The organism is Synechococcus sp. NOUM97013, from assembly GCF_014279815.1.
Taxonomy (GTDB): domain Bacteria; phylum Cyanobacteriota; class Cyanobacteriia; order PCC-6307; family Cyanobiaceae; genus Synechococcus_C.
In genome coordinates, this window is sequence record NZ_CP047941.1 from 151,886 (window position 1) to 169,976 (window position 18,091).

Consider the following 18,091-nt stretch of genomic DNA (forward strand, 5'->3'; position numbering starts at 1 on the left):
CCCAGCCGCTTGACCCCCCGACCCTATCCAGAGCTCGGTACCCTTCCAACATGGCGATCGTTTCCTCCAACGCCGCAGCCCCACGTCCCCGGCCAGAGCGGCCGACCAATCGGATGGTGGATGGCTCTCGGCAAGCCGGAGATGATCTGGATCCATCAACGGCGCCCGGTCGCGATGACGGTCTCAGACCGCGCCGTTTGGACGATTACATCGGTCAGCGCGAGCTCAAGCAGGTGCTCGGCATCGCCGTGCAGGCTGCCCTTGGCCGCGGCGATGCCCTTGACCACGTGCTGCTCTACGGACCGCCTGGTTTGGGCAAAACCACCATGGCAATGGTGCTGGCCGAAGAGTTGGGGGTGAACTGCCGCATTACCAGCGCTCCCGCTCTGGAACGCCCTCGCGACATCGTTGGTTTGTTGGTGAATCTGCAGCCTCGGGAGCTGTTGTTCATCGATGAGATTCACCGGCTCAGCCGGGTTGCGGAAGAACTGCTTTATCCCGCCATGGAAGATCGGCGCTTGGATCTCACCGTGGGCAAGGGCAGCACCGCCCGCACCCGGGCCCTGGAGTTGCCGCCGTTCACGTTGGTGGGAGCCACCACCCGTGCCGGGGCGCTCAGCTCGCCGCTGCGGGATCGTTTCGGTTTGATCCAGCGGCTGGAGTTCTACGGCTTGGACGATCTGCAAGCGATCGTGGAGCGAGCTGCTGGGCTCTTAGAGCTGGAGCTCAGTCCTGAGGCCTGTGCCGAGATCGCCCGTCGCTGTCGGGGCACACCGCGAATTGCCAACCGGTTGCTGCGCCGGGTGCGCGATGTGGCCTGTGTGCGCGATTGCACTGGCTGCATCGACCGCGACCTAGTGGATGAGGCCCTCACACTGCATCGGGTGGATGGACGGGGTCTGGATGCCAGTGACCGCAGGGTGCTCGAGTTGCTGCTCCAGTCTCACGGCGGTGGCCCCGCTGGTTTGGACACGCTGGCGGCAGCCCTTGGTGAAGACCCAACCACGCTGGAATCCGTCGTGGAGCCTTATCTGCTGCAGCTCGGCTTTCTGCAACGCACGCCGCGCGGACGGGTGGTGACAGATGCGGGGCGCGCGCACCTGGGTTGGCCGGATCAGGAGGCGGCAGCATGAACTGGCGGCGACAGCTGATCGCATGGCTCCTGCCGGTGTTGCTGCTGGTGTCCTGCCCCCCATCTGCGGCTTGGGCTGTGGCTACAGACGATCTGCCGGCCTTGTTCGATCGTGCCTTGGCCCTTAGCCGTCAAGGCGATCCCGTGCAGGCGCTGCCGATCTGGGATCAGGTGCTTGATCTGGCTCCCCGTGATGCGGCGGCCTGGAGCAACCGCGGCAACGTGCGTTTGATGCTCGGCGACCCCGAAGGAGCGATTGCAGACCAGACCCGCTCGATCGAGCTGGCCCCCGACGATGCTGATCCGCATCTGAACCGCGGGACCGCGGAAGAAGCGCTGCAGCGCTGGCCGGAGGCCGCGGCGGACTACGACTGGATTCTCGATCGCGATCCCAGCGATGCATCGGCGCTCTACAACCTTGGCAATGTGCGTGGTTCCGAAGGCGACTGGCAGGAAGCGCAGCGGCTTTACCGCTTGGCGGCTGATGCCAGGCCTGGTTTTGCCATGGCCCGTTCCAGTGATGCCCTGGCCCTCTATCAGCTGGAGGATCTTCAGGAAGCCGAACGCCAGCTGCGCAATCTGATTCGGCGTTATCCCCTGTTTGCTGACGCCCGCGCTGCTCTCAGTGCCCTGCTGTGGCGCGTGGGGTCTCGCGGTGAAGCCGAGAGCCACTGGGCGGCAGCTGCTGGACTGGACCCCAGCTATCGCGATGCCGCCTGGTTGGCGCAGGTACGCCGCTGGCCGCCAGGCCCGATTGCGGATCTTGAGCGCTTCCTCGCGTTGGAGGTGGCATGACGACCCTCGCGCGTTCCTGGTCCGAGCGCCTCAACCAACTGCTGCCGCAGTTGGTTGAATTCAGGCGTCATCTGCATGCTCATCCGGAATTGAGCGGTGAGGAACATCAGACGGCGGCGCTGATTGCCGGTGAGTTGCGCGAGGCCGGTTGGCGTGTACGCGAGGGGGTGGGGCGCACCGGTGTTGTGGCGGAGCTGGGGCCTGTGCAGGGGCCGACCCTCGGCCTGCGGGTCGATATGGATGCCTTGCCGATTGAGGAACGCACGAATCTCCCCTATGCCTCTGTCCGCCAGGGCGTGATGCATGCCTGTGGTCACGATCTGCACAGCACCGTCGGCATCGGTGTAGCGCGGCTGCTCGCGGCTGAAGCGTCGTTGCCCTTTGGCGTTCGCCTGCTGTTTCAACCGGCGGAAGAGATCGCCCAGGGTGCACGCTGGATGCGTGAAGCTGGCGCCGCGGATGGTCTGGCCGGACTGTTCGGCCTGCACGTCTTCCCCTCCTTGCCGGTGGGCAGCATTGGCGTGCGCAGCGGCAGCCTCACCGCCGCTGCCGGTGAGCTGGAGATTGAGGTGATCGGTCAGGGCGGCCACGGGGCGCGACCGCATCAGTCGGTGGATGCGATCTGGATCGCCTCCCGGGTGGTGACCGGTTTGCAGGAGGCGATCAGCCGCCGCCTGGATGCCCTGGATCCGGTGGTGGTGAGCTTCGGGAAGATTGAAGGTGGCAAGGCGTTCAATGTGATCGCCGAGCGCGTCACCCTGCTCGGCACCGTGCGCTGTCTCTGCAGCGATGTGCACGATCGCTTGCCCGGCTGGATCGAAGACACGGTGCAGGCCATCTGCTCTGGATTCGGTGCCACGGCCACGGTGCGTTACCGCTGCATTGCACCGCCTGTGCACAACGACCCCCGGCTGACGGCGCTGTTGGAGCGGTGTGCGATGGAGCAGCTCGGCTCGGATCAGGTGCTGCGCCTGGAGCAGCCGTCGCTCGGAGCTGAAGACTTCGCGGAGCTGATCCGCGATGTGCCGGGAATGATGTTTCGTTTGGGGGTGGCGGGTCCCGACGGGTGTGCCCCGTTGCACAACGGTCAATTCCTGCCGGATGAGCGTTGCCTGGAGACCGGCATCCGGGTGTTGACCGCCGCGATTCTGGCCTGGGAGCCGGCGCCATGACCCCCCCGTCGCGTCAGCCCCTGCATGTGTTGCTGTCGCTGGCGGCGCCGCTGCTGGTGCTGCTGGGTTTGGTCGGTCTGGCGCAAAGGGAGGGGACCGATCGCTGGCAGGCCGTTCCTGCCATCCTGGTGGGTTCTGGCCTGGTGATCCATGCGGTATTGGGTCGCCGGCGCCGGCGCCACAAGCTGCTGGTGGCTCTGCGCAGCAGTCGATTGGAGGAGGACTGAGTCCATGGCATCGACACCGCCATCGCCTGCGGATGAGGCTCCGGATCTCGACGCGTTGCGTGCGGCGATCGGTTCCGGCGATCCCACCCTGGCGATGCCAGCGCTCACTCAGCTGCGCTTCTGCACCGACGAAGAGGCGGTGCCGCTGCTGGTGCTGGGCAGTGAGCAGGAGGCTTTCCTTGTGCGTTCCCTGAGTTGCAGCGGCCTGGGTTACAAGCGCACGGAGCAGGGTTGGACGGTGCTGGAGACGCTCCTGCGCAATGATGGTGATAGCAACGTGCGGGCTGAGGCCGCCAATTCGTTGGCCAGTTATGGCGTGGAGCGGGCCTGGCCGCTGCTGAAGGCGGCGTTCCTGGCCGATGACGCCTGGTTGGTGCGCTGCAGCATCCTTTCGGCCCTGGCAGAGCAACCTCAGATCGATCTGGGGTGGTTGCTGGAGCTCGCCTCCGCCGCCATCACCGATGCCGATGGCACGGTGCGGGTCAGTGGCGCCGAAATCCTGGGCCGGATTGTGCGCGAGGGCAGGGATCAACCGATCGGTGAGCAGGCGCGGGCGTTGTTGCGGCCTTTGCAGCAGGACGGCGACCACCGGGTGGTGGCGGCGGCGCTGAACGGCTTGCAGGCGGCCTGACCCCTCCACTGTCGGAACGCTTGCTACGGTTCCGGCACCACTAGGGGTGCCTGAGGCCGTTCGCGGCCGCAAGGGCTGAGATCACACCCTCCGAACCTGATCCGGGTCATGCCGGCGCCAGGGAAGTGACCACATGTGATCCGCGGCCGATCGGCCGGCTCCTGGCAGTCCATTCGCTGAACGGATCATGCGTGCTTCCTGGGTTGAGTCCCGTCGCGGACAAGCCAACGTGTCGCAGATGCACTTCGCCCGGCAGGGTGTGGTGACCGAGGAAATGGCCTTTGTGGCCCAACGGGAGAACCTGCCCGAATCGCTGGTGATGGAGGAGGTCGCCCGGGGCCGGATGGTGATCCCCGCCAACATCAACCACGGCAATCTGGAGCCCATGGCGATCGGCATCGCCAGCAAGTGCAAGGTGAACGCCAACATCGGTGCCTCACCCAATGCCTCCGACGCCGAGGAGGAGGTGAAGAAGCTGAAGTTGGCGGTGAAATACGGTGCCGACACGGTGATGGATCTCTCCACCGGTGGCGTGAATCTGGATGAGGTACGCACCGCGATCATCAACGCCTCACCGGTGCCCATTGGCACCGTGCCCGTTTATCAGGCACTCGAGAGCGTGCATGGTTCGATCGAACGCCTCTCGGAAGACGACTTCCTGCACATCATCGAGAAGCATTGCCAGCAGGGCGTCGATTACCAGACCATCCACGCTGGTCTGCTGATTGAGCACCTGCCCAAGGTGAAGGGCCGGATCACCGGCATCGTCAGCCGTGGTGGCGGCATCCTGGCTCAGTGGATGCTGTACCACCACAAGCAGAACCCGCTCTACACCCGCTTCGACGACATCTGCGAGATCTTCAAGCGCTACGACTGCACCTTCTCGCTGGGCGATTCGCTGCGTCCTGGCTGTCAGCACGATGCCTCTGATGCGGCACAGCTGGCGGAGCTGCACACCCTGGGTGAGCTGACGCGCCGCGCTTGGAAGCACGATGTGCAGGTGATGGTGGAGGGTCCCGGCCATGTGCCCATGGACCAGATCGAGTTCAACGTGAAAAAGCAGATGGAGGAGTGCAGCGAAGCGCCCTTCTATGTGCTCGGCCCTCTGGTCACCGACATCGCACCTGGTTACGACCACATCACCTCCGCCATCGGTGCCGCCATGGCCGGCTGGCATGGCACGGCGATGCTCTGCTACGTGACGCCCAAGGAGCACCTGGGTCTGCCCAATGCCGATGATGTGCGCGAAGGCCTGATCGCTTACAAAATCGCTGCTCACGCTGCTGATATCGCCCGTCATCGCCCCGGTGCCCGCGATCGCGACGATGAGCTCAGTCGTGCCCGCTATGCCTTCGACTGGAACAAGCAATTCGAGTTGTCTTTGGATCCCGAGCGGGCCAAGGAATATCACGACGAAACGCTGCCGGCCGACATCTACAAGCAGGCGGAGTTCTGCTCGATGTGCGGTCCCAAGCACTGCCCGATGCAGACCAAGATCACTGATGAGGATCTTGAAGGTCTGGAGAAGGTGCTGGAGGCCAAGGGTGGTGCCGAGCTCGCCGGCGTGAAGATGGACAAGGCTGACTGATCAGCCGCGGCCTTTGTTGCGGGACTGACTCCTGAAGTGAAAAGTGAAGCCAACTGGCTTCACTTTTTTATGCCGATTGATGCCTCAGTTTGCGTTCATCACGCGTCAAGTGCTGATTTGAACCAGTCGATGGTGGGCTGAAGACCTTCCTGAAGAGAGATTCGGGGTTCCCATCCCAGTTGTTCTCTTGCCAGGTCGATGACCGGTTGCCGTTGCATCGGGTCGTCTTGAGGCAGCGGTTTGGTGATCAGTTCAAGCTTCGGATTGATGCGTTCGCGCACCAATTCAGCGAGCTGGCGGATAGTGAACTCTCCGGGATTGCCGATGTTGATGGGACCGGTGTGGTCACCATTCATCAGGCGAATCATGCCCTCGATTAAGTCATCCACATAGCAGAAGGATCGTGTTTGGCTGCCGTCTCCATAGAGGGTTAATGCTTCACCCTTCAGGGCCTGCACGATGAAGTTGCTGACGACCCGTCCATCATCGGGAAGCATGCGTGGGCCATAAGTGTTGAAAATTCGCATGACACGCACTTCGGTGTTGTGCATCCGGCGGTAGTCAAAACACAAGGTTTCGGCAATGCGCTTGCCTTCGTCGTAGCAACTGCGGAGCCCGATCGTGTTCACGGAGCCGCGATAGTTTTCCGGTTGAGGATGCACTTCTGGATCGCCGTAAATTTCACTGGTGCTCGCCAGTAGCAAGCGGGCCCCAACGCGGCGGGCGAGGCCGAGCATGTTGTAGGTGCCAAGAAAACTGGTTTTGGCGGTTTTGATGGGATTGAACTGGTAGTGCACGGGTGATGCCGGGCAAGCCAGATGCCAGATCCGATCAACTTCCAGTTGGATGGGTTCTGTGACGTCGTGACGGATCAACTCAAAACGAGGATGGCCAATCCATTGACCAATATTGCTCTTACGACCGGTGAAATAGTTGTCGAGACAGATCACTTCTTCGCCAGCATCCATCAGCCGGTCACACAGATGTGAGCCGAGGAATCCAGCCCCACCGGTGATCAAGTTGCGGATCATTGCCAAGACGCAATCAATGCTCACCTCATCGTATGGGGTGAGTCATCAGCGCAATCAAAAAATCCCCTGAGGCCGAATAGCCCCAGGGGATTGAAGGTTGATGATGACTGTCCTGATTGAATTGAGATCAGGAGGGGTTTCAGTCGAGCAGTGCTTTGGACTTGGCAACAACGTTCTCGACGGTGAAACCAAACTCCTTCAGGCAAGTGCCGCCAGGAGCGGAGGCGCCGAAGCGGTTCATGGTGACGCTGTCGCCATCGAGGCCGATGAAGCGGTGCCAGCCGAAGGATTCAGCGGCTTCCACCACGAGGCGCTTGCGCACGGCATTGGGGAGCACTTCTTCCTTGTAGGCGTCGCTCTGTTCGTCGAACAGTTCCACGCAGGGCATGGAGACCACGCGCACCTTCTTGCCTTCAGCGGTCAGCTGCTTGGCAGCCTGGACGCAGAGGTCAAGTTCGGTACCGGTGCCGATCAGGATCAGCTCAGGGGTGCCCTCGCAGTCTTCGAGCACGTAGCCGCCGAGGGCCACCTTGTCGATGGAGGAGTTGGCCTGGTTGGCCATTCCCTGACGGCTGAGGCAGAGGGAGCTGGGGCGCTTGCGGTTCTGGATGGCCAGCTTGTAAGCACCGCTGGTCTCGTTACCGTCGCCAGGGCGGAACACCAGCATGTTCGGCATTGCCCGCAGGGAGGGGATGGTCTCGATCGGCTGGTGAGTCGGGCCGTCCTCGCCCACACCGATGGAGTCGTGGGTGAGCACGTAGATCACACCCAGCTCACTCAGGGCCGAGAGGCGCATGGAGCCGCGCATGTAGTCGGCAAACACCAGGAAGGTGCCGCCGTAAGGGATCAAACCACTGTTGTGGTAAGCGATGCCGTTGAGAATCGCCGCCATGGCGTGCTCGCGCACACCGAAGTGCAGGTAGCGCTTTTCGGGGCTGCTGGCCTGATAAGAGCCGGTTTCGCCCTTGATGTCGGTGTAGTTGGAGTGGGTGAGGTCGGCGGAGCCGCCGATCAGTTCAGGCAGGTTGGGGCCCAGGGCACCCAGGCAGATCTGGGAGTGCTTGCGGGTAGCCAGGCCACCGTCTTCGGCGCTGTAGGTGGGCAGACCCTTATCCCAGCCCTCGGGCAGCTCACCGCGCAGCATCCGCTCGAATTCAGCGGCTTCGCTGGGGTACTTGGTGCGATAGGCGGCGAGGGTCTGGTTCCACTCGGCTTCGAGGCTGGCACCACGCTCAATCGCCTGGCGGAACTGGTCATAGGCCTCCTGAGGCACCTCGAAGGGGCCGTAGTTCCAGTTCAGTTGCTGACGGGTTAGCGCGGCTTCCTCTTCACCCAGAGCAGCACCGTGCACACCGGCAGTGTCGGCCTTGTTGGGGGAGCCATAGCCGATGGTGGTGGTCACCTTGATGATCGACGGCTTGTCGGTAACAGCCTTGGCCGCTTCTATCGCCTTGGCGATGGCATCCACATCGGTGTTGCCTTCGGCCACATGCTGGACGTGCCAGCCGTAGGCCTCGTAGCGCTTCAGTACGTCCTCGGTGAAGGACACATCGGTGCGGCCGTCGATGGTGATGCTGTTGTCGTCGTAGAGGGCGATCAATTTGCCCAGCTTCAGGTGACCCGCCAGGGATGCAGCCTCGGAGGACACGCCCTCCTGATTGCAGCCGTCACCCATCACCACATAGGTGTAGTGATCAACCACGGTGGCGTCGGCCTTGTTGAACTTGGCGGCCAGGTGGGATTCGGCGATGGCCAGGCCCACAGCGTTGGAGATACCAGCGCCGAGGGGGCCGGTGGTCACTTCAACGCCAGGGGTTTCGAAGGTTTCGGGGTGACCTGGAGTCTTGGAGCCCCACTGACGGAACTGCTTGATGTCGTCGATGGTCACCGAGTCGTAACCGGTGAGGTGCAGCAGCGCGTACAGCAGCATGCAGCCGTGACCGGCTGACAGCACGAAGCGGTCGCGGTTGAACCACTTGGGATTCTTGGGGTTGTGCTTCAGGAACTTGTCCCACAGCGCGTAACCCATCGGGGCGCAGCCCATCGGCAGGCCGGGGTGGCCACTGTTGGATTTGTTGATGGCATCAACCGCCAGCATGCGGATGCTGTTGATGCAAAGGGTGTCGACAGAAGCGGGCGCAGCGACCATGACGTGGGAGTTGTAAATCGGTAAGGAGTACGAGCAGTCTGAAACAACGGGTCAAGGGCACCGCAGAACGGGCCAGACCGATGGATTCAGCTCATGCGTCGGAAGGCGAGGCAGACGTTATGGCCGCCGAAGCCGAAGGAGTTGGACAACACCGTGCCCAGCTTGAGCTCACGGGCGGTGTTGGGCACGACATCCAGATCACATTCGGGATCGGGATTGGCGTGATTGATCGTGGGAGGCACCACGTGATGCTGGAGCGCCAGCACACAGGCCACCGCTTCAATGCCGCCGGAACCACCCAGCAGGTGACCGGTCATCGACTTGGTGGAGCTCACCGGAATCTGGTGGGCCCGACTGCCGAGAGCGCTTTTGATCGCCGCGGTCTCGTTGCTGTCATTGGCAGGGGTGCTGGTGCCGTGCGCATTGACGTAGTCGATGCTGTCGGCGCTCAGACCACCGTCTTCCAGAGCGAGTCGCATGGCTGCGGCTCCGCCCACGCCACCGGGGGTCGGTGAGGTGATGTGGTGGGCATCGCATGTGGTGCCGTAGCCCACCATTTCGGCCAGGATCGTGGCGCCGCGTGCTTCAGCGTGCTCAAGGGTTTCCAGCACCAGCACACCGGCACCCTCGCCGATCACGAAGCCATCACGCTCCTTGTCGAAGGGGCGACTGGCGGTGGCGGGATCGTCGTTGCGGAAGGACAGGGCCTTGGCGCTGGCAAAACCGGCCACGCCCAGCGGGGTGATGGCGGATTCCGCGCCGCCGCAAACCATGGCGTCGGCCTTGCCCATCTGCAGCAGACGGAAGGCATCGCCAATGGCATTGGATCCCGCGGCACAGGCAGTGGCCACCGCGGAGCTGGGACCTTTGGCGCCTAGAGCGATCGCCGCCAGGCCAGTGGCCATGTTGGGGATCATCATCGGCACAGTGAACGGGCTGACACGGCCGGGGCCTTTGCCCTCCAGCACGTGGGCCTGGGTCTCCATGGTGAGCAGGCCGCCCACGCCGGAGCCAATGCTGACGCCGATGCGATCGGCGTTGGCTTCGGTGATTGCGAGGCCAGCGTCAGCGAGGGCCTGTTTGGCGGCGACGACACCGAATTTGCAGAACCGATCCCAGCGCTTGGCCTCCTTGGGTTCAAGGAAGCCTGTGGGATCGAAGTCCTTCACCTCGGCGGCAAAACGACAGGCGTGCTTTTCAGCATCGAACAGAGTGATCGACGCCACGCCATTGCGGCCTGAGGTGAGGCCAGACCAATACTCGGCAACGCTGTTGCCGATCGGTGTCACCGCGCCGAGGCCAGTGACCACGACGCGTTGGAGACCCTCCACCATGCTGCCGATCCTCAGGCCTGCTTGTCTTCGATGTACTTGACGGCGTCGCCGACGGTGGCGATGCCTTCAGCTGCTTCGTCGGGAATTTCGATGTCGAAGGCTTCCTCCAGGGCCATCACCAGCTCGACTGTGTCAAGCGAGTCAGCGCCGAGATCGTTCTGGAAATTCGACTCCGGCTTCACTTCGCCGGCGTCAACGCTGAGTTGCTCCGCCACGATCGAACGGACTTTTTCGAGGATCGCTTCCTGGGACATGGCCGTGAAGACGGGACGCCGCATCTTACGGGCTGGCCTCGGCCCCACCCTCGCTCGTCGTTAACAACAGTGACGGCAGAGCGCGAGCTTGGCCTCAGGAGCATTCACCCCGGGTACGTTGACCGCAAGTCCTCTGCACCGAGACGGGTACATGTCCCACGCCGTCAAGATCTACGACACCTGCATCGGCTGCACCCAGTGTGTGCGCGCTTGTCCTCTCGACGTTCTCGAGATGGTTCCCTGGGACGGTTGCAAAGCCGGCCAGATTGCTTCTTCCCCTCGCACCGAAGATTGCGTGGGTTGCAAGCGCTGTGAAACCGCTTGCCCCACGGACTTCCTCAGCATTCGCGTCTACCTGGGTGACGAGACCACCCGCAGCATGGGTCTGGCGTACTGATCACTCCGATCGGTTTTTTGTTCAACAACTCATAAGCTCCGCCCGGCATTGCCGGGCTTTTTTGTATGTGCGGAATCGTTGCGGTGATTGGCTCCCGGGAGGCGGCGCCGCTGCTGTTGGAAGGCCTGCGTCAGCTGGAATACCGCGGCTACGACTCCGCAGGTATCGCCACGATTGATGTTTCCGGGGCCGAGGCGGCAAGCGCGCTTCATTGCGTGCGCGCCAAGGGCAAGCTGGTGAATCTCACCGCACGGGTGGATCAGGAGGGGGCTCCAGGCTTCTGCGGCATCGGCCACACCCGCTGGGCCACCCATGGCAAGCCGGAAGAGCACAACGCCCATCCCCACCGCGACGGCAGCGGCCGCGTGGCAGTGGTGCAGAACGGCATCATCGAAAACCACCGGTTGCTCCGCGATGAGCTCACGGCGGCCGGGGTCACGTTTCGCTCCGACACCGACACCGAGGTGATTCCGCATCTGGTGTCGGCCGAGCTGGAGCGGCGCAGTGCCGCTGGTGAGCCTGCGAATGGCAGCACACTGTTGGCGGCTGTGCAGGCGGTGTTGCCGCGCTTGCAGGGGGCCTATGCCTTGGCGGTGCTCTGGGCTGAGGTGCCCGGAGCGCTGGTGGTGGCGCGTAAGGCAGCCCCGCTGCTGATCGGTCTCGGCGAAGGTGAGTTTCTCTGCGCCAGCGACACCCCCGCCTTGGCCGGCTTCACCCGCACCATCCTGCCGATGGAGGACGGCGAAGTGGCGCTGTTGAGTCCTCTGGGAATCGAGCTCTACAACGCCGAGGGTGAGCGCCAGCAGCGCAGTCCCACCCTGCTGAGCGGCCAGGAGCACGTGGCCGACAAGCGGGAGTTCCGTCACTTCATGCTCAAGGAGATCCATGAGCAGCCCGACACGGCACGGTTGTGGGTGGAACGCCACCTGCCGCAGGGCCTGCCGGCAAACAATCCCGTGGCGCTGCCCTTCGACGATGACTTCTACGCCGGCATCGATCGCATCCAGATCCTGGCCTGTGGCACCAGTCGCCATGCGGCCCAAGTGGGTGCCTACCTGCTCGAGCAATTCGCCGGTGTGCCCACCAGCGTGGATTACGCCAGTGAATTCCGTTACGCCCCGCCGCCGCTGGCCCCCAACACGCTCACCATCGGCGTCACTCAGTCGGGTGAAACCGCCGACACGCTGGCGGCTCTGGCCATGGATGCCGAACGGCGCCGGGCCCAAGGGGAACCTGCTTATGCCCCCCGTCAGCTGGGGGTGACCAACCGTCCGGAAAGCTCTCTGGCACGGCAAGTGACGCACCTGCTCGACATCGGCGCCGGCATCGAGGTGGGTGTGGCCGCCACCAAGACCTTCCTGGGCCAATTGTTGGCCTTCTATGCGCTGGCTCTGGCCTTCGCCGCGCGCCGCGGCTCCCGCAGCGAGGCCGAGATCGCCGCTTTAGTGACGGAGCTGCGCGGCTTGCCTAAGGAGCTCAGCGCCCTGGTGCAGCAGCACGATCAGCGCTCGGAGGCCATGGCCCATCGCTTCGCGGAAACCCAGGATGTGATCTTCCTGGGGCGGGGCATCAACTACCCCATCGCCCTGGAAGGAGCGCTAAAGCTCAAGGAGATCAGCTACATCCATGCCGAGGGCTATCCCGCCGGTGAGATGAAGCACGGGCCGATCGCTCTGCTCGATACCCACGTGCCGGTGATTTCGATCGCGGTGCCGGGCGTGGTGTTCGAGAAGGTGCTGAGCAATGCCCAGGAGGCGAAAGCTCGCGATGCCCAGTTGATCGGTGTGGCACCGATCTGTGCTGACACTGAGCTGTTCGACGAACTGCTGCCGGTGCCTGAAGTGAGCGAGTGGATCAGCCCGCTGCTCACCGTGGTGCCGATGCAATTGCTCAGCTATCACATCGCTGCCCACCGGGGACTGGATGTGGATCAGCCCCGCAATCTCGCCAAGAGCGTCACTGTGGAGTGAGGCCTAAGCGTTCGCCGGAATAGCTGGCGCGCGCTCGAACCTGTTGGCACCAGTCCTGATGGTCGATGTACCAACGAACTGTGGCGGCAAGACCCTCTTCCACGCTGTGTCGCGGCTGCCACCCCAGTTCGCTGCTGATGCGGGACGGATCAATGGCGTAGCGCCGGTCATGGCCTGGTCGGTCGGTCACCGGTGTGATCAGGTCGGCGTGGGGCGCGTTGTTGGCATTGAGTTGGTCGAGCTCAGCACAGATGCGATTGACAACCTGTTTGTTGGTGGCTTCGCCGTGTCCGCCGACGCAGTAGCTGCGGCCGGGTTCTCCCTGACAAGCGGCGAGCAGCAGCGCATCCACATGATCTTCGACGTAGAGCCAGTCGCGCACATTGAGGCCGTCTCCATACAAGGGGATGGGCTCTCGGGCTGCTGCTTTCAGCGTGACCACAGGGATCAGTTTCTCTGGAAATTGCCAGGGGCCGTAATTGTTTGAGCAGTTGGTCAGAACCACGGGCAGCCCGTAGGTGTGGTGCCATGCCTGGACGAGATGATCGCTTGCGGCCTTGCTGGCTGAATACGGACTGCGTGGGTCATAGGGCGTGGTTTCCGAGAAGCGCCCTTCGGCACCCAGAGAGCCGAACACCTCGTCCGTGCTGATGTGATGCAGCCGGAAATCCTCTTGGCGCGATCCGCTCAAGCGCTCGTAATGCGCCCTCACGGCCTGGAGCAGGTTGTACGTGCCGGTGACGTTGCTCTCGATGAAGACGCCAGGGCCGGAGATCGAGCGGTCGACGTGACTCTCTGCGGCCAGGTGCATCACCAAATCAGGGTCGGCTTCGCGGACCGCTGCCTCCACCGCCGCCGCATCACTGAGGTCCACGCGCTGAAGATGATGGCGCCCGACCCCCTCATTGGGCAGTTCGCTCAGAACGGCCTCAATGGAGGTGAGATCACTGGCGTACCCCATTTTGTCGAGGTTGAACACGATGGCGTCGCTGTCGCTCAACAGTCGGCGCACCACAGCGCCGCCGATGAAACCCGCCCCGCCGGTCACCAGAATGCGCTGGCGATGCCCAAGAAGCGAGGAGGCGTTCGGGGTGGCAGGCGACATTGGAGTCGTCATCAGGCGACGTTCAAGGTGGGGTCCATGATGCTCTGGCGCCCGTAGCCATCCTCAAAGCGCACAATGTCGTCTTCGCCGAGGTAGGCACCGCTTTGCACCTCGATCAGTTCCACCGGAATGCGCCCGGGGTTGCTGAGCCGGTGCTTGCAGCCAAGGGGAATAAAGGTGCTTTCGTTTTCACCGATCAGCTCCGACTCTCCATCGCGTTCCACCAACGCAGTGCCTTTGACGACAATCCAGTGCTCGGCGCGGTGATGGTGCATCTGCAGTGAAAGGCTGGCGCCGGGTTTGACGGAGATGCGCTTCACCTGCCAGCGGCTGTCTTCCACGACGCCTGTGTAGTGGCCCCAGGGGCGGTAGATCTTGCGGTGGGCCTTGCCTTCAGGGCTGCCGTCGGCTTCCAGCTGCTTCACCACCGTTTTCACGTTCTGTGCCTGGCTGCGGTCGGCGATCAGCACGGCATCGTCGGTTTCCACCACCACCAGGTTTTCCACGCCCAGACCCACCACCAGACGGTGCTCGCTGCGCAGGTAGCAGTTGCGGCTGTCCTCGCTGATCACGCGGCCACGCAGGACGTTGCCGTCGTCATCACGATCGGCCGTCTCCCAGAGGGCACTCCAGCTGCCCACATCGCTCCAGCCGGCTGAAAGCGGCAAGACGGAGCCCAGCTGGGTTTGTTCCATCACGGCCACGTCGATGGCCACGTTGGGGCACTTGGCAAAGGCTTCTCGCTCCAGCCGCAGGAAATCGAGATCAGCCACCTCCTGCTCCAGGGCGGCGCGGCAGCAGCTGACCACTTCCGGGGCCAGGCGTTCCAGTTCCGACAGCATGGCGCTGGCTTTGAACAGGAACATGCCGCTGTTCCAGGTGAAGCGGCCGCTTTCCAGGAACTGCTCGGCAGTAGCGCGATCGGGCTTCTCCACAAACCGGGCGATCGGCACTGGCGTGAGCGCTCCGGCCTCCAGGGGTTCGGCGGCTTCGATGTAGCCGTAGCCGGTTTCCGGTGCGGTGGGCACGATGCCGAAGGTCACTAGGCGCCCGGCTTCAGCGGCGCTGCGCCCGGCATCGATGGCGGCGCGGAACTGCGCACCCTCACGGATCACATGGTCGGCGGCCAGCACCAGCAGCAGCGGATCCTCCCCGCGGGCTGTGGCCTGCAGGGCGGCCACGGCGACCGCAGGCGCGGTGTTGCGTCCCATGGGCTCCAGCAGGATGGCGCCTGGCTCCACGCCGATCTGGCGCATCTGCTCGGCCACGATGAAACGGTGGTCGTCGTTGCAGATCAGTAGCGGCGCTCCCAGGGCTTCAATGCCCTCCAGGCGCTGCTGGGTCTGCTGCAGCAGGGTGTCTTCCCCGTTGCCGCCCAGGGGCCAGTACTGCTTGGGGTAGCTGGCGCGGGAGAGGGGCCAGAGGCGTGTGCCGGTGCCGCCGCAGAGAATCACCGGAATCAGAGGGCTGGTCACGGCACGCGCTGGGTGAGGTGCCCGCCATTCTCTCGCAATAAAACTCTGGCGGCCATGGGAGGGAGTCAGAGCTCCAGCAACCCCGGCGGTGGGGTGAGCAGCAGCCAGCCGTCGTTGAGGTGCACTTCCGGCACGATCGCCTCCACGAACGGCACCATCAGGGTGCGGCCGTCGGGGGTTTTGATCTCCAGCAGTTCGTTGCCGCCGCTGATCAAATCACTCACGCTGCCGATCGCTTCCCCGTCGGCGCTGAGCCTGGCCTCCAATGAGCCTGGCCTCCAACCCCACCAGATACAGACAGGCCTGCCTGCTCAGGTCACGTCAGCAGGAACATTCGCAAAGTCCTCGCGCTTGAAAATGTTATTGGAATTCTGGTCAATCTACAGCTCTGAATACGGCGAATTATGATCAAATTCTGTTTGGTATAAATGTTTGTATGTCTCATCAATTAAATTGCTTGGCTGTTGGCTGGCTTCGGTATTGAGTGAATCGCAAATTGGAAATAAATGATCTTTTTTAAACCTATTACTGTCTTAGTTGGTCGTTCGTGAGCCGCAGTTCAAAATCTTGAACTGCCAGAGGCAGACCCTCTGCCAGGGGGATGCGAGCGCACCAGCCAAGGGCGGCCATGCGGCTCACATTGAGCTGTTTTTTTGGGGTGCCGTCGGGTTTGCTGGTGTCCCAATGAATGGTTCCGTCGTATGCAACCGCTTCGGATATCTGCTCGGCGAGTTCGCGGATGCTGAGGTCGATGCCTGTGCCTACATTGAGGAAGGCAAGTGGTGCGCCCTGATCATCTTTGGGTGCATCAGGGGCCAGAGCTGACCAGTGCTCGAGGGCAAACACGCAGGCTTCTCCCAGATCATCGGCGTGGAGGAATTCACGCAACGGCGTGCCGCTGCCCCAGCAGGTCACGGATGGGGCGTTTGATTCTTTGGCTTCATAAAAGCGGCGAATCAAGGCGGGCAGCACATGGCTGCCGGTGGGGTGATAGTTGTCGCCGGGCCCGTAGAGATTGGTGGGCATCAGGCTTATGGCATCAAAGCCGTGCTGGCGGCGCAGCGCCTCCGCGAGCTTGATTCCCGCGATTTTGGCGATGGCGTACCACTCATTAGTGGGCTCCAGAGTGCCGGTGAGCAGTGCTTCCTCGCGGATCGGTTGCTCAGCAAATTTGGGGTAGATGCAACTGCTGCCAAGAAACAGCAGCCGCCTTACTCCAGATCGCCAGGCTGCTTCCATCACGTGGGTCTGGAGGCTGAGGTTCTGCAGCAGGAAATCGGCGGGTCGGCTGCGGTTGGCCTCAATGCCACCGACGGTGGCGGCCGCCAACACCACTACATCGGGTTTGTTCGCCTGCATCCAGTGCCTTACGGCCTGGCCATCGAGCAGATCGAGCTGCTGCCGTGTGGGGGTGAGCATTGCGCCACCCTGGGCTGGATTGCCATATCCCTTGCGCATCAGGGCGCGGCTGATGGCGCTGCCGGCCATGCCGCGGGCACCGGCAATGAAGATGCTGTCGCTGGGGTGGAGGAGAGACATGGCGGAAGCGTCTGTTATTCCCGTGTTCCCACCACTTGGAAGCCGTTTGCTTGCAGATAGGCCTCTTTGCGGGCTTCCTCCTGGTCGACAGCGATCATCTCTTTGACCAGTTCTTCCAGGGTGGTAGTGGGCGTCCAGCCCAATTTCTCGCGGGCGTTGGTGGGATCTCCGAGCAGGGTCTCTACTTCCGCGGGGCGGAAATAACGGGGATCGATGCGCACCACGATGGTGCCGGTGTCGCTGCGGCGGCCGGTTTCCTCGAGCCCTGATCCTTCCCATTGGAGCTGGCCCCAACCGAGGGCCTGGGCGGCGAGCTCAATGAAGCGGCGCACTGATTCCTGGCGGCCGGTGGCGATCACAAAGTCTTCTGGGGTGTCCTGTTGGAGCATCCGCCACTGCATTTCGACGTAGTCGCGGGCGTGGCCCCAGTCGCGCAGGGAATCGAGGTTGCCCATGTAAAGGCACTGGTCGAGGCCGGCATCAATGCGGGCCAGGCCGCGGGTGATCTTGCGGGTCACGAAGGTTTCACCGCGCCTGGGGCTCTCGTGATTGAACAGCAGGCCATTGCAGGCAAACATGCCGTAGGCCTCGCGGTAATTGATGGTGATCCAGTACGCGTAAAGCTTGGCCACGCCGTAGGGACTGCGGGGGTGAAAGGGGGTGGATTCCTTTTGCGGGACCTCCTGCACGAGGCCATAGAGCTCGGAGGTGGAAGCTTGGTAGATGCGCGTTTTTGCTGTGAGGCCGCAGATGCGCACGGCCTCGAGGATGCGCAGGGTGCCGAGGGCGTCGACGTTGGCGGTGTATTCAGGGGCCTCGAAACTCACGGCCACATGGCTCTGGGCGCCGAGGTTGTAGATCTCATCGGGCTGCACCTGCTCGATGATGCGCTGAAGGTTGCTGCCGTCGGAGAGATCGCCGTAATGGAGGGTGAGGCGCGGATCTAGTTCGTGCGGATCTTGGTAAAGGTGATCGATGCGGGTGGTGTTGAAGGAGGATGCACGGCGCTTGATGCCGTGGACGGCGTAGCCCTTTTTCAGGAGCAGCTCAGCGAGATAGGAGCCGTCCTGTCCAGTAATCCCAGTGATGAGAGCCTTTTTCATGAAAGTGAATTTATGCCCGACTCAGTCATCTGCAGACATCGTGACGAGAGAAGTGGTCTATGCATGCAGAGCTCGTATCTCCAAAAACGATTGTGATGGAATCCGCTTTCGCGATAGCCGCCTGGTCAGCCACCAACTTTTTGGCCACCCTGGACATGTGGGATCTTTGCGTCGATGGCAGCCGAGTTC

Annotated in this window: 16 protein-coding genes, 1 pseudogene and 1 riboswitch; of the genes and pseudogenes, 8 read left to right on the forward strand and 9 right to left on the reverse strand. The window is 62.8% G+C overall.

Features of this window, described 5'->3' with window-relative positions; all coding sequences use genetic code 11:
- Positions 1-50 precede the first annotated feature (50 nt).
- The 6 genes from ruvB (at position 51) to thiC (ending at position 5,545) form a co-directional block, all read left to right on the forward strand.
- Positions 51-1,133 (forward strand): Holliday junction branch migration DNA helicase RuvB, encoded by a 1,083-nt coding sequence (ruvB, locus tag SynNOUM97013_RS00735; protein WP_186480371.1) that lies wholly within the window; start codon positions 51-53, stop codon positions 1,131-1,133.
- A complete protein-coding gene (locus SynNOUM97013_RS00740) occupies positions 1,130-1,927 on the forward strand; it encodes a tetratricopeptide repeat protein (protein WP_186480372.1) in 798 nt (265 codons plus the stop codon). Before ruvB ends, SynNOUM97013_RS00740 begins: the two co-directional genes overlap by 4 nt.
- Positions 1,924-3,099, forward strand: a complete 1,176-nt coding sequence (locus SynNOUM97013_RS00745) for an amidohydrolase (protein WP_186480373.1) — start codon at positions 1,924-1,926, stop codon at positions 3,097-3,099. Before SynNOUM97013_RS00740 ends, SynNOUM97013_RS00745 begins: the two co-directional genes overlap by 4 nt.
- Positions 3,096-3,326, forward strand: coding sequence for a DUF3188 domain-containing protein (locus tag SynNOUM97013_RS00750; protein WP_186480374.1), 231 nt, complete (start codon positions 3,096-3,098; stop codon positions 3,324-3,326). Before SynNOUM97013_RS00745 ends, SynNOUM97013_RS00750 begins: the two co-directional genes overlap by 4 nt.
- A gap of 4 nt (positions 3,327-3,330) precedes the next feature.
- Complete coding sequence (locus SynNOUM97013_RS00755; RefSeq protein ID WP_186480375.1) at positions 3,331-3,957, forward strand: HEAT repeat domain-containing protein; 627 nt, start codon at positions 3,331-3,333, stop codon at positions 3,955-3,957.
- Positions 3,958-3,989: 32 nt separating this feature from the next.
- A riboswitch (TPP riboswitch) is annotated at positions 3,990-4,098 on the forward strand.
- Positions 4,099-4,144: 46 nt separating this feature from the next.
- Positions 4,145-5,545: a phosphomethylpyrimidine synthase ThiC gene (gene thiC, locus SynNOUM97013_RS00760; protein WP_186480376.1), complete on the forward strand. Its 1,401-nt coding sequence runs from the start codon at positions 4,145-4,147 to the stop codon at positions 5,543-5,545.
- 98 nt (positions 5,546-5,643) lie between these two features.
- On the opposite strand, the gene SynNOUM97013_RS00765 is transcribed toward thiC, so the two are convergent.
- From SynNOUM97013_RS00765 to acpP, 4 genes are all read right to left on the reverse strand, one after another.
- A complete protein-coding gene (locus SynNOUM97013_RS00765; RefSeq protein ID WP_186481335.1) occupies positions 5,644-6,576 on the reverse strand; it encodes a UDP-glucuronic acid decarboxylase family protein in 933 nt (310 codons plus the stop codon).
- A 139-nt stretch (positions 6,577-6,715) separates the two neighbouring features.
- Positions 6,716-8,725: a transketolase gene (gene tkt / locus SynNOUM97013_RS00770; RefSeq protein WP_186480377.1), complete on the reverse strand. Its 2,010-nt coding sequence runs from the start codon at positions 8,723-8,725 to the stop codon at positions 6,716-6,718.
- A gap of 86 nt (positions 8,726-8,811) precedes the next feature.
- Entirely contained in the window at positions 8,812-10,059 is a 1,248-nt protein-coding gene (gene fabF / locus SynNOUM97013_RS00775; protein ID WP_186480378.1) for a beta-ketoacyl-ACP synthase II, read from the reverse strand.
- An 11-nt stretch (positions 10,060-10,070) separates the two neighbouring features.
- Entirely contained in the window at positions 10,071-10,313 is a 243-nt protein-coding gene (gene acpP, locus SynNOUM97013_RS00780) for an acyl carrier protein (protein WP_066910276.1), read from the reverse strand.
- Positions 10,314-10,464: 151 nt separating this feature from the next.
- On the opposite strand from acpP, the gene psaC reads away from it, so the two are divergent.
- Positions 10,465-10,710 carry a photosystem I iron-sulfur center protein PsaC gene (psaC, locus tag SynNOUM97013_RS00785; protein WP_006850103.1) on the forward strand — a complete coding sequence of 82 codons (246 nt, stop codon included), beginning with the start codon at positions 10,465-10,467 and terminating at the stop codon, positions 10,708-10,710.
- Between the two features lie 65 nt (positions 10,711-10,775).
- Positions 10,776-12,680, forward strand: coding sequence for a glutamine--fructose-6-phosphate transaminase (isomerizing) (gene glmS, locus SynNOUM97013_RS00790; RefSeq protein WP_186480379.1), 1,905 nt, complete (start codon positions 10,776-10,778; stop codon positions 12,678-12,680).
- Here the strand turns inward: glmS and rfbB are convergent.
- From rfbB to gmd, 5 genes and pseudogenes are all read right to left on the reverse strand, one after another.
- Positions 12,667-13,785: a dTDP-glucose 4,6-dehydratase gene (rfbB, locus tag SynNOUM97013_RS00795; protein ID WP_186480380.1), complete on the reverse strand. Its 1,119-nt coding sequence runs from the start codon at positions 13,783-13,785 to the stop codon at positions 12,667-12,669. The two genes, glmS and rfbB, sit on opposite strands and share 14 nt — an antisense overlap.
- Positions 13,786-13,796: 11 nt before the next feature.
- Positions 13,797-15,260 carry a mannose-1-phosphate guanylyltransferase/mannose-6-phosphate isomerase gene (locus tag SynNOUM97013_RS00800; RefSeq protein ID WP_186480381.1) on the reverse strand — a complete coding sequence of 488 codons (1,464 nt, stop codon included), beginning with the start codon at positions 15,258-15,260 and terminating at the stop codon, positions 13,797-13,799.
- A gap of 65 nt (positions 15,261-15,325) precedes the next feature.
- Positions 15,326-15,526 (reverse strand): annotated as a pseudogene (locus SynNOUM97013_RS00805) (PRC-barrel domain-containing protein); the annotation flags it as partial.
- Between the two features lie 259 nt (positions 15,527-15,785).
- Positions 15,786-16,799: a GDP-L-fucose synthase gene (locus SynNOUM97013_RS00810; protein WP_186480382.1), complete on the reverse strand. Its 1,014-nt coding sequence runs from the start codon at positions 16,797-16,799 to the stop codon at positions 15,786-15,788.
- 14 nt (positions 16,800-16,813) lie between these two features.
- Positions 16,814-17,902: a GDP-mannose 4,6-dehydratase gene (gmd, locus tag SynNOUM97013_RS00815; RefSeq protein WP_186480383.1), complete on the reverse strand. Its 1,089-nt coding sequence runs from the start codon at positions 17,900-17,902 to the stop codon at positions 16,814-16,816.
- Positions 17,903-18,091 lie beyond the last annotated feature (189 nt).

Bases quoted from the DNA above. Each gene is read 5' to 3' on its own strand.
- SynNOUM97013_RS00810 (WP_186480382.1), bottom strand. From the start codon at position 16,799: ATGTCTCTCCTCCACCCCAGCGACAGCATCTTCATTGCCGGTGCCCGC.
- thiC (WP_186480376.1), top strand. From the start codon at position 4,145: ATGCGTGCTTCCTGGGTTGAGTCCCGTCGCGGACAAGCCAACGTGTCG.
- gmd (WP_186480383.1), bottom strand. From the start codon at position 17,902: ATGAAAAAGGCTCTCATCACTGGGATTACTGGACAGGACGGCTCCTAT.
- SynNOUM97013_RS00740 (WP_186480372.1), top strand. From the start codon at position 1,130: ATGAACTGGCGGCGACAGCTGATCGCATGGCTCCTGCCGGTGTTGCTG.
- ruvB (WP_186480371.1), top strand. From the start codon at position 51: ATGGCGATCGTTTCCTCCAACGCCGCAGCCCCACGTCCCCGGCCAGAG.
- SynNOUM97013_RS00745 (WP_186480373.1), top strand. From the start codon at position 1,924: ATGACGACCCTCGCGCGTTCCTGGTCCGAGCGCCTCAACCAACTGCTG.
- SynNOUM97013_RS00750 (WP_186480374.1), top strand. From the start codon at position 3,096: ATGACCCCCCCGTCGCGTCAGCCCCTGCATGTGTTGCTGTCGCTGGCG.
- acpP (WP_066910276.1), bottom strand. From the start codon at position 10,313: ATGTCCCAGGAAGCGATCCTCGAAAAAGTCCGTTCGATCGTGGCGGAG.
- SynNOUM97013_RS00755 (WP_186480375.1), top strand. From the start codon at position 3,331: ATGGCATCGACACCGCCATCGCCTGCGGATGAGGCTCCGGATCTCGAC.
- tkt (WP_186480377.1), bottom strand. From the start codon at position 8,725: ATGGTCGCTGCGCCCGCTTCTGTCGACACCCTTTGCATCAACAGCATC.
- SynNOUM97013_RS00765 (WP_186481335.1), bottom strand. From the start codon at position 6,576: ATGATCCGCAACTTGATCACCGGTGGGGCTGGATTCCTCGGCTCACAT.
- fabF (WP_186480378.1), bottom strand. From the start codon at position 10,059: ATGGTGGAGGGTCTCCAACGCGTCGTGGTCACTGGCCTCGGCGCGGTG.
- glmS (WP_186480379.1), top strand. From the start codon at position 10,776: ATGTGCGGAATCGTTGCGGTGATTGGCTCCCGGGAGGCGGCGCCGCTG.
- psaC (WP_006850103.1), top strand. From the start codon at position 10,465: ATGTCCCACGCCGTCAAGATCTACGACACCTGCATCGGCTGCACCCAG.
- rfbB (WP_186480380.1), bottom strand. From the start codon at position 13,785: ATGTCGCCTGCCACCCCGAACGCCTCCTCGCTTCTTGGGCATCGCCAG.